10 protein-coding genes, 1 tRNA gene and 2 rRNA genes are annotated in these 15,219 nt (G+C 43.7%); 6 read left to right on the top strand and 7 right to left on the bottom strand.

The annotated features are described in order from the left end of the window. The first annotated feature begins 24 nt into the window (after positions 1 to 24). The 3 genes from LAJ61_RS05605 to gluQRS all read left to right on the top strand — a co-directional run bounded on the left by LAJ61_RS05605 (position 25) and on the right by gluQRS (position 2,470). Complete coding sequence (locus LAJ61_RS05605) at positions 25 to 852, top strand: metallophosphoesterase (protein ID WP_224053127.1); 828 nt, start codon at positions 25 to 27, stop codon at positions 850 to 852. A gap of 225 nt (positions 853 to 1,077) precedes the next feature. Beyond that, positions 1,078 to 1,515 (top strand): RNA polymerase-binding protein DksA, encoded by a 438-nt coding sequence (gene dksA, locus LAJ61_RS05600; RefSeq protein ID WP_036594643.1) that lies wholly within the window; start codon positions 1,078 to 1,080, stop codon positions 1,513 to 1,515. Further along, entirely contained in the window at positions 1,508 to 2,470 is a 963-nt protein-coding gene (gene gluQRS / locus LAJ61_RS05595; protein ID WP_224053126.1) for a tRNA glutamyl-Q(34) synthetase GluQRS, read from the top strand. The genes dksA and gluQRS overlap by 8 nt, the downstream gene beginning before the upstream one ends. Here the strand turns inward: gluQRS and ftsW are convergent. Both ftsW and murD read right to left on the bottom strand, forming a co-directional pair. Continuing rightward, positions 2,467 to 3,675 carry a putative lipid II flippase FtsW gene (gene ftsW, locus LAJ61_RS05590; protein ID WP_007115813.1) on the bottom strand — a complete coding sequence of 403 codons (1,209 nt, stop codon included), beginning with the start codon at positions 3,673 to 3,675 and terminating at the stop codon, positions 2,467 to 2,469. The two genes, gluQRS and ftsW, sit on opposite strands and share 4 nt — an antisense overlap. 37 nt (positions 3,676 to 3,712) lie before the next feature. Then, positions 3,713 to 5,098 carry a UDP-N-acetylmuramoyl-L-alanine--D-glutamate ligase gene (gene murD / locus LAJ61_RS05585; RefSeq protein ID WP_224054815.1) on the bottom strand — a complete coding sequence of 462 codons (1,386 nt, stop codon included), beginning with the start codon at positions 5,096 to 5,098 and terminating at the stop codon, positions 3,713 to 3,715. A gap of 742 nt (positions 5,099 to 5,840) precedes the next feature. On the opposite strand from murD, the gene LAJ61_RS05580 reads away from it, so the two are divergent. Next, complete coding sequence (locus LAJ61_RS05580; RefSeq protein WP_007115809.1) at positions 5,841 to 6,179, top strand: P-II family nitrogen regulator; 339 nt, start codon at positions 5,841 to 5,843, stop codon at positions 6,177 to 6,179. A gap of 122 nt (positions 6,180 to 6,301) precedes the next feature. Continuing rightward, positions 6,302 to 7,627, top strand: a complete 1,326-nt coding sequence (locus LAJ61_RS05575; RefSeq protein ID WP_204155165.1) for an ammonium transporter — start codon at positions 6,302 to 6,304, stop codon at positions 7,625 to 7,627. Positions 7,628 to 7,771: 144 nt separating this feature from the next. On the opposite strand, the gene LAJ61_RS05570 is transcribed toward LAJ61_RS05575, so the two are convergent. Then, positions 7,772 to 8,203: a DUF2147 domain-containing protein gene (locus tag LAJ61_RS05570; protein ID WP_224053125.1), complete on the bottom strand. Its 432-nt coding sequence runs from the start codon at positions 8,201 to 8,203 to the stop codon at positions 7,772 to 7,774. A gap of 200 nt (positions 8,204 to 8,403) precedes the next feature. After that, on the bottom strand, positions 8,404 to 9,339 hold the full coding sequence (locus tag LAJ61_RS05565) for a DNA/RNA non-specific endonuclease (protein ID WP_224053124.1): 936 nt from the start codon (positions 9,337 to 9,339) through the stop codon (positions 8,404 to 8,406). Between the two features lie 126 nt (positions 9,340 to 9,465). On the opposite strand from LAJ61_RS05565, the gene LAJ61_RS05560 reads away from it, so the two are divergent. Next, positions 9,466 to 9,556, top strand: a tRNA-Ser gene (locus tag LAJ61_RS05560). Positions 9,557 to 9,618: 62 nt separating this feature from the next. Here LAJ61_RS05560 and LAJ61_RS05555 read toward each other — a convergent pair. The 3 genes from LAJ61_RS05555 to LAJ61_RS05545 form a co-directional block, all read right to left on the bottom strand. Further along, positions 9,619 to 11,712: a catalase gene (locus LAJ61_RS05555; RefSeq protein WP_224053123.1), complete on the bottom strand. Its 2,094-nt coding sequence runs from the start codon at positions 11,710 to 11,712 to the stop codon at positions 9,619 to 9,621. Between the two features lie 267 nt (positions 11,713 to 11,979). Continuing rightward, a 5S ribosomal RNA gene (gene rrf / locus LAJ61_RS05550) occupies positions 11,980 to 12,093 on the bottom strand. A gap of 98 nt (positions 12,094 to 12,191) precedes the next feature. Continuing rightward, positions 12,192 to 15,050 (bottom strand): 23S ribosomal RNA (locus LAJ61_RS05545). Between the last annotated feature and the right edge of the window lie 169 nt (positions 15,051 to 15,219).

The raw sequence follows: 15,219 nt of genomic DNA, 5'->3' as shown, positions 1-15,219 counted from the left end.
CGTCATTATTCTAAGGATAACTGAGTGACGTTACTTCCAAGTTCGATATCACAACACCATGCTGATTATTTTTCAATCATTGAATTAAGTGATCTGCATCTCTTTGATGACCCTAATAAGTTAATGAATGGCGTTAATACCGCAGACACATTTGAGTCGGTATTATCCTTGGTCCGACAACAGCGCGATGATGTTGATTTATTGGTACTTACGGGGGATTTATGCCATGAACCTACCCCACAAAATTATGACCGTTTATTTGCAACCTTAGACGACGTCGACATTCCGTTTATAGCCATTCCAGGCAATCATGATGTGACCCTAGAGCTTGATAATCATCTACCTTTTGCCCAGCGCCGTCATTTGCCAGTCAAAGCAGATACTCGCCTGCAAAACTGCTATAGTATTGCCACCGATTATTGGGACTTACTGTTATTAGACTCCTCTTGTGAGGGGCATAGTCATGGCAAAATTGACGAGCAGACATTGCTGTGGCTGGCGCAACAGTTAGCAAACGCCAGTCGCCCTTGTGCAATTTTTTGTCATCATCCGATGGTGTTAATCGATTCAACATGGCTTGATGAATATACCCTAATCAATGCGGACCGTTTTTGGGAAGTCGTAATGCCGTATCTAGACCGCATTAAAGCTATATTCGTCGGTCATATTCACCAAGAAATGCATAAGATTACTTATGGGACATCTGTGTTTGGCTGCCCATCGACCAGCCTACAGTTTAAACCCTTGTGTAAAGATTATACCATTGATGAAATTGCGCCTGGTTTACGTTGGATAAATTTATATAACAATGGGTTACTTGCAACTGGTATCAAAAGAACAGATACTATCTGACTAATTTTTCATGGTTGTTGAACTTATGTTCATAAACTTAATGTCGTGAAAGTTTGGTTAGCTTGTTTATTAAGGTTTTAGCGTTTATTTTAGTTTGATTTCATATACTGACGAATTGCAGTGTTTAAAGCGTTAATAACGCGATGTCATTGGCTTAAGTGCTGAACTCGTAATGAAATTGTAAACTTAAAATTGTATCACTATCGGTTTTTAAAGGAATTAGCTATGGCATCTGCCCAAAATGAACGTGAATTAAGCTTTACCCCATATCAGCCAGCGGCTGAAGAAGAATATATGAATGACGCACAGCTTGCGCATTTTAGAAAAATTTTATTAGATTGGAAAGAGCAGTTAATTAGCGAAGCTGAATCAACCAAATCTTATATTCAAGATGAATCAACGGCGATGCCTGATATTAATGACCGCGCTACCCAAGAAGAAGAGTTTGCGTTGGCACTGCGCACGCGTGACCGTGAGCGTAAACTGATTCGCAAGATTGATAAATCGATTGCTGAGATTGACAGTGGCGACTACGGTTTTTGTGAGACTTGCGGTGTAGAGATTGGTCTGCGTCGTTTAGAAGCCCGTCCAACCGCGACCCAATGTATCGATTGCAAAACCTTATCAGAGATTAAAGAAAAACAAGCATGGGGTCATGCTTAATTTATCACCGTCTCCTGTTATTGGTCGCTTTGCTCCCTCTCCGACGGGAGCTTTGCATTTGGGGTCACTGGTGACTGCTATTGCCAGTTACTGTATCGCCAAGCAAGCGCAAGGCAAGTGGCTAGTACGCATTGAAGATACTGATACTGAGCGCTGTCATCCAAAATTTAGCGATTTGATTTTAGCAGATTTAGAGCGATTGGGTTTGCACTGGGATGGTAACATTCGTTACCAGTCGCAACACCTAAACACGTATCACGCGTTATTGGATGAGCAGCTAAAAGCAGTCAGTTATGGCTGTGATTGCAGTCGTAAATCCCTGCAAACTTATCAACTCGCCCACCGCAACACCCAATACCCTTATCCTAGAATCTGTGTCCATAAGCGGCTATCGCGCGATCATGCCATTCGCTTAGTGATGCCAGATAACCCAATGCTTTTTTTCGATCAGCTGCAAGGGGTGGTTTCAGGCAATCCGCAACGAGAACAGGGTGATATTGTGGTCAGAAGGCGGCACATTGGGCGGTCTTTCTCAAAGGCTCAAACAGCCAGCAAAGGCATGATTAATTATATGCTTGCGGTGGTAATTGATGACGCGCAACAAAGCGTCAATCAAATCGTGCGAGGTCTGGATATATTACCATTAACGATACCGCAAATGGTCATTGCCGATTATTTAAATTTTCCCCCTATCAAGCAGTACTACCACTTACCCATTTTGGTGAATGCACAAGGGCAAAAACTGTCTAAACAAACGCTCGCCGAGCCGATTCAATCCTACCCTGCACCCCAACTTATTAAGACCGCACTGCAATTATTACAACAGCCACCGATTGATATGGACAAACCAACCTCGATGCTCGAGCAGGCGGTTTGCCAATGGAATCATACGCCGCTGCAAGGCAAACAGCGTATTGAAGTCGATAGTTTACAAAACCTTTTGGCAACCTGTTAATAATAACGACATTGATTGGCAGGAATCGTTGGGCTTTCTTTGATAATTCGCATCAACAATCCGACGATAATCAGATTAACCACCATAGAAGAACCACCATAGCTAAAAAATGGCATGGTCAACCCTTTGGTAGGTAGCATCCCCATAGTCATGCCGGCATTGACAAAAATTTGCCCAAAGAACAAAATACCCACCCCAAACGCAAAATAGCTTAAGCGTGTTTGGTGCCGAGCTAGCGCTTGGTAGCTAATGCGCATAACCGTGGTGACCAAAATAATTTGTAACACCAGTAAAAACGACACACCCACTAAGCCTAATTCTTCACCGGTAATCGCTAGTAAAAAGTCGGTATGCGCCTCCGGTAAATGGGAGAGTTTTTGGATACTTTCCCCATAACCGACACCAAACCACTCACCGCGGGCAAAGGCTACAATACTGCGACCTAGCTGATAGTCACTATTTTTTAAGTCATCAAACGGATCTAAAAACGAGGTTACCCGTTTTAGTCGGTAACTTGCCCCCATAATCGCCATGGTACCTGCCAAAAACATGGCACCCATGATGATAAAAAACTGGCGCATGGGTAAGCCGCCGACAAAAATCATCGCCGCAATACAGGTCGCAATAATCACTACCGAGCCAAAGTCAGGCTGCAACATGATAAATAAGATCAGCCCCATGGCTATCAGTGTTAGTCGTAAAAAGCCTTTCCAATGGTTACGAATTTCTTCTGATCGGCGCACCAGATAATCTGAGGTGTACAAAATCATCAACAATTTTGCCAATTCAGAGGGTTGAAAATTGATACCCCCCAGTTCAATCCAGCGTTTACTACCGTTAATCACTGACCCACCGATTAGAGTATAAATAATCAGCAACAGACAAGCCAACAGCGCGTACATAATAAAATCTAAGCGAAACGTCTTGCGAAGCGGGATAAAATATACCAGTAAACCAAGAACTGCACCGATTCCCATGTACGCCAATTGGTGGTAAAAAAAGTAAAAATCACCCAGTTTTTTGGTTTGTGCAAAAGGTATTGATGCGGACGCCACCATCAACAGACTAAATACCATGATGGTTGCTACCGTGGTCAATAGCACCGAATTGATGGGCGGAATCCACTGGCGGCTTTTCTTAGCAGAAACGCTGTTAGCTGAGAGGGATGAAGAAAGTGACGAAGAAGTCGAATGGGGCGCGGGCATAACACAACCTAAATATTAAAAATACACTAGCGAATGATTATTGGGGTTTGACTAAGCGTTGAAAAACTTGTCCACGTTCCACATAGCCACTAAACTGATCAAAACTTGCACAAGCAGGTGATAGCAGCAATACGCCTAAAGCCGGGAATGTTGGCTGGTCTTGCCAAGCTTGATTGACCGCTTGTTCCAAGGTTTGGCATTTGGTTAACACAATCCCTGCAGGATTGTGAGCATCTAACCCCGCTGATGCCAAATCAGCCGCGATTTTATCGGCATCTTCACCGATAAAGTACACCGCTTGCGCATAATTCATCAAGGGTTTTGCCAGTTCAGCAAAGTTTTGACCTTTACCTTGCCCGCCCAAAATCACTGCAAGTTTTTTGCCTTTGGGCGCATATACTTTACCTAGCCCCAAAATTGCCGCGATGGTCGAGCCAATATTGGTGCCTTTGGAGTCGTCAAAACAATCAAGCTGGTGGGTGGTTGTGATAAATTCACAGCGATGTGGCAGCCCAACAAAGTTTTTTAATGTGGTTAACATACTCTCTAGCGGCAGACCTGCGAGCTCGCCAATTGCTAAGGCTGACAGTGCATTCATCAAATTATGCTCACCTTTGATCGGTACGTCTTTTTCATTGAGTAACCGCTCGCGACCCCGTGCTAACCAGATTTCACCATCGCTATCTTTTATCAATCCGTACTGATTCATATCCGGTGCGTTACTACCAAAGCTAATGGTGGGCATATCATCGGCTACCAACGGACGACTAAGCAAGTCCTCGCGGTTGACCACAATGGATTGCACGCCTTGGAATATTCGGTGTTTGGCTTGGTGATAGCCGAGCATATTGCCATGGCGATCTAGATGGTCAGGCGACATGTTAAGCACGGTGGCTACTTTGGCGGCCAAATTGGTGGTAGTCTGTAGTTGAAAACTGGATAACTCAAGCACCGCCATCTGTATGGGCTCAAGTAGCAAATCAAGCGCGGGCGTTCCCAAGTTACCACCGACACCGACTTTAAACCCCGCATTTTTGACCATCTCGCCAACCAGGGTGGTGACGGTGCTTTTGGCATTAGAGCCGGTAATTGCAATAATCGGAATATCTCGCTGTTTAGCTACCTCATGGAACAATTGAATATCACTGACAATTGCGATTTTTTTCGCACGTGCGCCATCAAACACCGGCAGATAAGGGTCGATACCAGGACTGATGATAATGCGATCTGCCACTGCTAACAGCTCGCCATCTAATGCCCCAAACTTGGTCACTATATCGGTTGGTAAATGCTCGGCAAGTTTGGGCAGACCAGCATCGGTGACAGCTACGGGGTAGCCAAGCGCGTGTAAATAGTTGACTGCCGACAAGCCTGATTTGCCAAGTCCAACCACCACTTGTAATCCATTGCCACGTTGAATCATGCTCGATGCTGATGGCATGCTTTGGTTGGTTGAAGCAGGTGAAACGGCTGATTGAGTGGCAGAAAGTTGGCTCACGAGAATTCCTTGTAACACTTAAACTTATAATACTTAAACTTGTAACACTTAAATAAAGGTACCGCTAACTAAGGCAGTAACAATACTTGCCGCATAAGCTAAAAAACGTTTTCTATCATACCATTTTATGACAAAAAGTTTTGCGATTAAATGTGAGTTTTCATATTTTGTAATGACCGCAATAAAAGGCGGTTTAAATGCCATGATTTCTGTGATGAGGTTATACTTTTTATCTGTACTACCCAACAAATCTAACAATTTTAGTCAGTGAAATGCACTTTTTTAGTGCAATTTTTTTGTTTTTATCGCCAATCATTAAAATAATTCTAAAAATTATCTACAAAATCGTTAATGGCACCCAAATAACCTTTTTGGTGCAATAACTGATTTACATTAGAGGAATTTTTATTTTTTCGTTATAATAAAATTACGCTTTCTGTGTGATGGTCGCATTGAAACCACAAAAAAGTTTTTGCTTTATTTTCAATAGGTTGTATTTTTTACCCCCTTAAAAATAGGACATTTCTGAAAGTTGGCATAGCTTTTGAATTATCGAAACTACCATTTTCAACTCGCTATACGAATGCTGTTTAGGGTAATCGCTATTAAGCCACTACAGCAGATAGTAACTAACCCAACCATAAGCGGCACTTAAAAGGAAATTATTATGAAATTAATTACGGCTATCTTAAAACCGTTCAAGCTAGACGATGTACGTGAGTCACTCTCTGAGATTGGTGTGCAAGGTATCACAGTTACCGAAGTAAAAGGTTTCGGCCGTCAAAAAGGTCATACTGAATTGTATCGTGGTGCTGAGTATGTGGTTGATTTCCTGCCCAAAGTTAAGTTAGAAATTGCAGTGACTGACGAAATGGTTGATGCAGCGATTGAAGCTATCACTCGCGTGGCTAGCACGGGCAAAATCGGTGATGGCAAAATCTTTGTATCACCATTAGAACAAGTAATTCGTATCCGTACTGGTGAAACGGGCGCTAATGCTATCTAACACTATCATGACTGTCGTTGTGGCAACGCTTGTTAAATTTTAAAGTCGACCATCCTTTAAAAATTAACCAAGACCTATCAAGCAGCTTAACGACTATCTCAAATAATTTTAAGGGGGTTACGATGAATGCCGTCATTACAAGGGCAGCTTTCGCCAAATTTTCACAGCCACTAGTATCTACTAAATCAATTTTATCGTTATTGTTGTTATCTCCATTGGTGGCTCATGCTGCTGACACGCCTACGCTAAATGCGGGCGACACCGCTTGGGTATTAATTTCGACTGCATTAGTGCTACTAATGACTATTCCAGGGTTGGCATTGTTTTACTCAGGCATGGTGCGCAAAAAGAACATTTTAGGGACAATGGCACACAGTTATGGTGCCACCGCATTAGTATCTATTGTTTGGATTGTGTTGGGTTATTCGCTGGCGTTTGGTAGCAGCGATTTTAATCAATTTGTTGGCGGTTTTGATAATGCATTGTTATCTAATATCGGGCTAGGTGATTTAACCGGTACCGTACCAACCCTGTTATTTGTCACTTTTCAAATGACCTTTGCCATTATCACTGTGGCAATTTTAGCAGGCTCGATTGCTGAACGTATCAAATTTAGTAGCTTCATGGTGTTTACTGCCCTTTGGGTATTATTGGTGTATGCACCGATTTGCCACTGGGTTTGGGGCGGCGGCTGGTTGATGGCAGATGGTGCGCTAGACTTTGCAGGCGGTACGGTCGTGCACATTAATGCCGGTGTGGCAGGTATTGTATTGGCGGCGGTTTTAGGTAAACGTAATGGCTATAACCGTGACCCAATGGCGCCTTCAAACTTGGCTTTAACCTTAATTGGTACGGGTTTGATTTGGGTAGGTTGGTTTGGCTTCAATGGCGGTAGTGCGTTGGCGGCAAATGCATTAGCAGGTAATGCGTTACTCGTCACGCAAGTAGCGGCAGCGGCAGGGGCATTAACTTGGTTTGCCATCGAAAAATTAGTCCGTGGTAAAGCCTCTGTACTGGGCGGTGCATCAGGCGCAGTAGCAGGTCTAGTCGGTATCACCCCAGCGGCAGGTTTTGTGACGGTAGCAGGCGCATTAGCGATTGGTATCATCACCTCATTGGTTTGCTTTTATGCAGTCAACTACCTCAAACGTCTGTTAAAAATCGATGATAGCTTGGATGCGTTTGGATTGCATGGTGTTGGTGGCATCGTCGGTGCCATATTGACAGGTGTCTTTGTGAGCCCTGCTATCACTGGCAAACCACTGGCTCTATCGACTATGGGTCAAGTGTGGGTACAATTAGAAGGCGTGTTTGCGGTTATCATCTACTGCGCTATTGTGACTTTCATTATTGCTAAAGTGATTCAATTAACCATGGGCTTACGTGTCACTGATGAAGATGAATACACTGGTCTTGATTTAGCCGTACATGGCGAACGTATCGAATAGACAAAGAATGATAAACATAGGCTGATTCAATCAGCCTATTTTTTTATATAATTATACTAAAAGACTCTACAAAACTTGCGATTGGACAAATAAAAAAGCTAGATAGTGATATCTAGCTTTTTTGAGATTTCAAATCAGGAGCGATTATTTAATTTTTTTCCAAGTTTGGCTGCCTTTGACTGGAACAGATAAAGTCAAGGTTGAACCACTTACTGAAATATTTGCGCCTAACCCAAAGCCCCAACGTGGGTCTTTTGCTTTACCGGCATATTTGCCATTACCCGCTGCTTTAACGCCTGTTAACACAGTTTTACCAACAAAAGATTTTGCTTTTTCAGTATTACCCGCAACGATTTTACCGGTGAAAGTACCACCTGTTTGTGAGATTTGAACTTGGGCTTTTGGTTGATTGTCTTCATAAGTTTGCCAAGTACCCACAATTGGATCGGCAGCCATAGCAGCAACACTTAAAGTAGAAAGAGCAACACCAACGCTGATTGATTTAAGAGAAATTTTCATAACAGTTCCTTCTGTAGTGCACTGCAAAAAAGTAAGGGAAGTGAGATGCAGTGCCATTGACAATCATTATAGCCAAAATGGTTTTGAGGTAAAGATATTTTTTAATACGCAAAAGTTACTAATAGTTTTCTACATCCTTACAGGGCAAAATTTCTCATTTTTTATATTTTAAGTTATTGATTTTTATATAATTATTTTTCTGAAAAATCCTAAAAGTGTAAACTGACCAATCAGTCATTTGTGTATAATTACCATTTTTAGGACTTAAATAGGCTGATTATCCATTCAAAAATGGTCAAGACTAAATTAACTATGACTAATAAAATTTGCTGGTTATCGGGTTCTGATTTTGGGGTGTTTTTGTTTTTTGTAGTGCTCGAATAGTCATCGATAGGGAGTGTCATTGCCGTTTTTTGTACCTTCCCTGATAACCCTGGCATGGCATCTACGCCTATTCTTACCGCCAATTCATCCAAACTAATGATTTCCACTCGCTGACTATCATCATTAGGTGCAAAATAGACCCCTGCTTGTTGTAAACTTGGAATATAAATCGCTTTGTACAGATGACTAGGTACTAATATATTGTTATTGATTTTCTTAACCCGATTACTGATAAAAGCCACCCCTGTCACCACATAGATACGATTGTGTTTAATCGCTAGATAACGAGTACGGGACTCAATGTCTCGCCAAGTGCTACGATTATTGACAGGATTTTGCGGTACAATGTTGGCAAGGCTAAAACTGTCATATTGTGATTCAAGCGTACTCATATCTGCATTCGGCGCTAGATGCCCACGATCATAAGGTACGTTGCGATAATCAGCTAAATAGCCTTTAACCCGATTAGGCAGCTGACTTTCTTCGTGAAAATTATCAACCCTTGGTAGTTCACTCGCTTTTTCAATACGCGCGCGCGTCAAATACTCCGCTGACCACAAGGCGGTTTTACTGAGTGACGAATACCCCACAGCAAAGCCATTTAGACATAGATAATAAATCTCAAGTGGTTGATTCGAGAGTGGCTGCGGACTTTGTTGGTTAGCATAGCTATTGCCACATTGATTGAGATGCTGTTTACGATAATCTAAAGCGGTGCTTGAATGTGCCCATAAGGGCAATAGGGATAAACCCATCGCTACTAGTGTCTGTGATAGTGATTTATGGGAAAAACGCTGATAACAACTCATACGCTATAACTTATCAACCCTAGGCATCGATGAAAATTGATTAATTATACATGACATTTGGCATTATTTTGGGTAAAATAAGCGTCCGTTTTGCGATTCCCTATATTTTGGCGTTGCAACTCGATTGGAAACGTGGCTGAGTGGTCGAAAGCGCACGCCTGGAAAGTGTGTATACGTTAATAGCGTATCGAGGGTTCGAATCCCTCCGTTTCCGCCAAATAAATAAAAAGCTAGCTTATTATTAAGCTAGCTTTTTTGTTGAGAGGTTAATGAGTTGAGTTATGCTAAATCACGCACATTAGGTTCACGATCCCATTCACGCGATTTGGCCTTCTCAATAAAGGTATCTATTTCCTTTAAAGCCACCACACTGGCATCTTTCTCAATATGCTGAGGAATTAGAATAAATTCATCCGTCGCACCGCAATAAGCAATCGCTTTTAGATGGGCATGCGCATCTTTAAACCACGCAATCGCTTCACTCACTTTAGCTAGTTTTTTCGCTTGCTCTGGCATAATGATACTCACGATTGCATCAAACAATACAGAAGGTGAACCCGCCAATTGACCGTCAGCCGCAATAGTTTCACCATTGTTTAACGTAATACTAATTTTTGGCGCTACTACAAACGGTACTGCCTTTGCTGCTGTAATCGCCGCTTTATATTTTTCAAGCATTTCTGCATTTGAATCATTGGCGACTAAAATAGCCACTTTACGACCTTCAAGCGTTGGCTTGGCTTTGCCAATCAACTGTAAAGCTGGTGATAATGGTAAATCTTGCACCGGAACCGTCGGCTCAATCGGTTTTGGCACTGATTTCATCCCTAACCCATCGGCAACGCGTTTGCCCAATGTCTCATCAACCGTTAACAACTGCGCAACCATGCGTTCACGGATATAGGGCGTCTCAACTTTTGAAAGCTCAAACACAATCGCTGAAGCAATATGCGCCTGCTCAATGGAGGTTTGACTACGATAGAACATACGTGGTTGACTATAAAAGTCAGCAAAGCTTTCTGCACGGATACGACCTTTAACTGTATCATTGCCTTGGCTTAAATCCTCAGCAAATGATTTAAAACCTACTGCGGGATTTTCACGCGGTTTTTCTGGTTCCAAACTTTGTGGTTCATAAGCGACGCGACCTTTCGGAATTTGCATCTGCATATGACCATCACGCTGCATATTATGCAATGGACATTTTGGCGCATTAATTGGCAACTGCGCAAAATTTGGTGAACCTAAACGCGACAGCTGGGTATCAAGATAACTAAATAAACGACCTTGTAGCAATGGGTCATTACTAAAGTCGATACCTGGGACGATGTTTGCTGGGCAGAAAGCCACTTGCTCTGTTTCCGCAAAGAAATTATCAGGATAACGGTTTAACACCATCTTACCAACTACTTTGAGTGGTACCAACTCTTCTGGAATAAGCTTGGTAGCATCTAGATGGTCAAAAGGGAATTCATCCGCTTGTTCTTGGGTAAACAACTGAACAGCAAAATCCCAAACAACCTCATCACCTTGTTGTAATGCTTCAAATAAATCACGGCGATGATAATCAGGGTCAGCACCTGCCACTTTTACCGCTTCATCCCATACATGCGATTGCAGTTCAAGACGTGGACGCCAATGAAAACGTACAAACGTGCTTTCACTTTGGGCATTAATAAAGCGATAACTATGAATGCCAAAGCCTTCAATCATACGCAAACTGCGTGGAATGCCGCGATCGCTCATTGCCCACAAGAAATTGTGCAATGTTTCTGGACTCAATGAAATAAAATCATAAAAAGTATCATGCGCTGAGGCAGCTTGTGGGAAACCACGATCCGGTTCCATCTTGACGGCATGCACCAAATCTGGGAACTTAATAGCATCTTGAATAAAGAATACTGGGGTATTGTTACCCACCAAATCCCAGTTTCCCTCTTTAGTATAAATTTTGACGGCAAAACCGCGAATATCACGCGGTGTATCAACCGACCCTGCACCACCCGCTACCGTCGAAAAACGGGTAAATAAAGGTGTTTGCTCACCTACTTCAGTAAGCACTTTAGCAGTAGTATATTGTTCTAATGACTCAGTCAACTCGAAATAACCATGCGCTGCACTACCTCGCGCATGCACAATACGCTCTGGAATACGTTCATGGTCGAAATGGGTAATTTTCTCGCGTAAAATAAAATCTTCTAGCAATGCAGGTCCACGACGACCCGCTTTTAGCGAATTCTGATTGTCTGCAATAACAATCCCTTGCTGCGTGGTTAAATTAGTTGAGTTATCATCAGCTTGTTGATGAGTTTCGCCTGCATTTCCTTGCTGAGTATTCATATTTGGCTCTGACTTAACGGGCTTTTGTGTCATTTTTTTATCCTAAACTTTTAATTATATTTGTAATTTCTTAGCAAATATCAAATGTTTACCTAGCTTGAAAAAGGATCGACATTGATGTAATCAGTATATAGAATTTAGAAATCCACAATGTGAAAATACGTAAAGCTATGTAACAAGTAGGTTATTAATGCAGCATACATAAAAGAATAAAACTAGCATCACAAGAATATACAAAACGTATTAATCAACCCCAAAGCAAAACCCCCCTTACATCAGTAAGGGGGGTTTAGGATAGGGAGCTGACGATGACCTACTCTCACATGGGCGAACCACACTACCATTGGCGCATTGGAGTTTCACTTCTGAGTTCGGGAAGGGATCAGGTGGGACCTCCAAGCTATTATCGTCAGCAAAGGGGGATAGAGGAATGAGTTGTTTTAGAAGTAAAGTATCAGCTATATCAAGCGAGGTGATAATCGTTATTACCTACAAAGCCATTTAGGCGTTGTATAGTCAAGCCAAACGAGCAATTAGTATTGGTTAGCTACACACATCGCTGTGCTTCCACACCCAACCTATCAACGTCGTAGTCTACAACGGCTCTTTAGGGAAATCTAATCTTAAGGTGGGCTTCCCGCTTAGATGCTTTCAGCGGTTATCCCATCCGAACATAGCTACTCGGCAATGCGACTGGCGTCACAACCGAAACACCAGAGGTTCGTCCACTCTGGTCCTCTCGTACTAGGAGCAGATCCTCTCAAATTTCCAACGCCCACGGTAGATAGGGACCGAACTGTCTCACGACGTTCTAAACCCAGCTCGCGTACCTCTTTAAATGGCGAACAGCCATACCCTTGGGACCTGCTTCAGCCCCAGGATGAGATGAGCCGACATCGAGGTGCCAAACACCGCCGTCGATATGAACTCTTGGGCGGTATCAGCCTGTTATCCCCAGAGTACCTTTTATCCGTTGAGCGATGGCCCTTCCATACAGAACCACCGGATCACTAAGACCTACTTTCGTATCTGCTCGACTTGTGGGTCTCGCAGTTAAGCGCGCTTTTGCCTTTATACTCTTCGAACGATTTCCGACCGTTCTGAGCGCACCTTCGTACTCCTCCGTTACTCTTTAGGAGGAGACCGCCCCAGTCAAACTACCCACCATACATTGTCCTCAGCTCTGTTAAGCTTGAGTTAGAACCCCAACATTACCAGGGTGGTATTTCAAGGATGGCTCCACAGACACTGGCGTGCCTGCTTCAAAGCCTCCCACCTATCCTACACAGGTAAGGTCAAAGTTCAATGTAAAGCTGTAGTAAAGGTTCACGGGGTCTTTCCGTCTAGCCGCGGGTACACAGCATCTTCACTGCGATTTCGATTTCACTGAGTCTCTGCTGGAGACAGCGCCGCCATCATTATGCCATTCGTGCAGGTCGGAACTTACCCGACAAGGAATTTCGCTACCTTAGGACCGTTATAGTTACGGCCGCCGTTTACTGGGGCTTCGATCAAGAGCTTCGCTTACGCTAACCCCATCAATTAACCTTCCAGCACCGGGCAGGCATCACACCCTATACGTCCACTTTCGTGTTTGCAGAGTGCTGTGTTTTTAATAAACAGTTGCAGCGGCCTGGTATCTGCGACTGCCAATAGCTTTGTAGAGCATGTCTACTCACCATCGGCAGCGTACCTTCTCCCGAAGTTACGGTACCATTTTGCCTAGTTCCTTCAGCAGAGTTCTCTCAAGCGCCTTGGTATTCTCTACCTGACCACCTGTGTCGGTTTAGGGTACGATTTCTTTATGACTATCGCTTAGAAGCTTTTCCTGGAAGCAGGGTATTTGCCACTTCGCTGTACAAGTACAGCTTGCTATCAGATCTCATTAATAGTCTAGCGGATTTGCCTACTAAACCTAACTACATCCTTCCACTTGGACAACCATCGCCAAGCTGGCATAACCTTCTCCGTCCCTCCATCGCATCATAAACAAGTATCGGAATATTAACCGATTTCCCATCGACTACGCCTTTCGGCCTCGCCTTAGGGGTCGACTCACCCAGCCCCGATTAACGTTGGACTGGAACCCTTGGTCTTCCGGCGTGCGAGCTTTTCACTCGCATTGTCGTTACTCACGTCAGCATTCGCTCTTGTGATACCTCCAGCATGCTTTACAACACACCTTCACAGGCTTACACAATGCTCCCCTACCACTTAATTGAAACAATTAAATCCGCAGCTTCGGCTCCTAGTTTGAGCCCCGTTACATCTTCCGCGCAGGCCGACTCGACTAGTGAGCTATTACGCTTTCTTTAAAGGGTGGCTGCTTCTAAGCCAACCTCCTAGCTGTCTGTGCCTTCCCACATCGTTTCCCACTTAACTAGGAATTTGGGGCCTTAGCTGGCGGTCTGGGTTGTTTCCCTCTTGACGACGGACGTTAGCACCCGCCGTCTGTCTCCCGGATATCACTCATCGGTATTCGGAGTTTGCATCGGTTTGGTAAGTCGAGATGACCCCCTAGCCGAAACAGTGCTCTACCCCCAATGGTGTTCGTCCGAGGCGCTACCTAAATAGCTTTCGGGGAGAACCAGCTATCACCGAGTTTGATTAGCCTTTCACCCCTATCCACAAGTCATCCCCTGGCTTTTCAACGACAGTGGGTTCGGTCCTCCGGTAACTGTTACGTCACTTTCAACCTGCTCATGGATAGATCACTCGGTTTCGGGTCTATACCCTGCAACTAGACGCCCTATTAAGACTCGGTTTCCCTACGGCTCCCCTATTCGGTTAACCTTGCTACAGAATATAAGTCGCTGACCCATTATACAAAAGGTACGCCGTCACGGAACATGTCCGCTCCGACTGCTTGTATGCACACGGTTTCAGGTTCTATTTCACTCCCCTCACAGGGGTTCTTTTCGCCTTTCCCTCACGGTACTGGTTCACTATCGGTCAGTCAGGAGTATTTAGCCTTGGAGGATGGTCCCCCCATCTTCAGACAGAATTTCTCGTGTTCCGCCCTACTTAATATGCTTCTTATAACCTTTCGAGTACGGGATTATCACCCTCTACGATTGACCTTTCCAAGTCATTCCTCTAAATTATAATCAGTCGGCTCCTCCCCGTTCGCTCGCCGCTACTAGGGGAATCTCTATTGATGTCTTTTCCTCGGGTTACTGAGATGTTTCACTTCTCCCGGTTTGCCTCGTAAATAAATTTACGATACCTGTCTTATGACAAGTGGGTTTCCCCATTCAGATATCGCCGGATCACAGGATATTGCCGCCTCCCCGACGCTTTTCGCAGGCTGTCACGTCTTTCATCGCCTCTGACTGCCAAGGCATCCACCATGTGCACTTCATTACTTGACTATACAACCCTAAAGGGTCGTATAGGTAATGGTAACGATCTTCACCTATGTTTACGCTTGATTCAGTTCTCTTTACTTTTAAGTAATCAGTTATTCCAATCATTTCTTTGGGTCTGATTGGCTGATTACTAAGGTTAATTATCTTCGTTGGAACTTGATAATTAACCCAG

The organism is Faucicola osloensis (genome assembly GCF_020041925.1).
In the GTDB taxonomy this organism is placed as follows: domain Bacteria; phylum Pseudomonadota; class Gammaproteobacteria; order Pseudomonadales; family Moraxellaceae; genus Faucicola; species Faucicola osloensis_D.
Note: the sequence above shows the minus strand (reverse complement) of the source record. Positions and strands in the feature narration are given on the sequence as shown.

What these genes read in the sequence shown, in the direction of transcription:
- murD (WP_224054815.1), bottom strand. Translation starts at nt 5,098, where the DNA reads ATGATTCAACGTGGCAATGGATTACAAGTGGTGGTTGGACTTGGCAAA.
- LAJ61_RS05555 (WP_224053123.1), bottom strand. Translation starts at nt 11,712, where the DNA reads ATGACACAAAAGCCCGTTAAGTCAGAGCCAAATATGAATACTCAGCAA.
- dksA (WP_036594643.1), top strand. Translation starts at nt 1,078, where the DNA reads ATGGCATCTGCCCAAAATGAACGTGAATTAAGCTTTACCCCATATCAG.
- gluQRS (WP_224053126.1), top strand. Translation starts at nt 1,508, where the DNA reads ATGCTTAATTTATCACCGTCTCCTGTTATTGGTCGCTTTGCTCCCTCT.
- ftsW (WP_007115813.1), bottom strand. Translation starts at nt 3,675, where the DNA reads ATGCCCGCGCCCCATTCGACTTCTTCGTCACTTTCTTCATCCCTCTCA.
- LAJ61_RS05570 (WP_224053125.1), bottom strand. Translation starts at nt 8,203, where the DNA reads ATGGCACTGCATCTCACTTCCCTTACTTTTTTGCAGTGCACTACAGAA.
- LAJ61_RS05575 (WP_204155165.1), top strand. Translation starts at nt 6,302, where the DNA reads ATGAATGCCGTCATTACAAGGGCAGCTTTCGCCAAATTTTCACAGCCA.
- LAJ61_RS05580 (WP_007115809.1), top strand. Translation starts at nt 5,841, where the DNA reads ATGAAATTAATTACGGCTATCTTAAAACCGTTCAAGCTAGACGATGTA.
- LAJ61_RS05565 (WP_224053124.1), bottom strand. Translation starts at nt 9,339, where the DNA reads ATGAGTTGTTATCAGCGTTTTTCCCATAAATCACTATCACAGACACTA.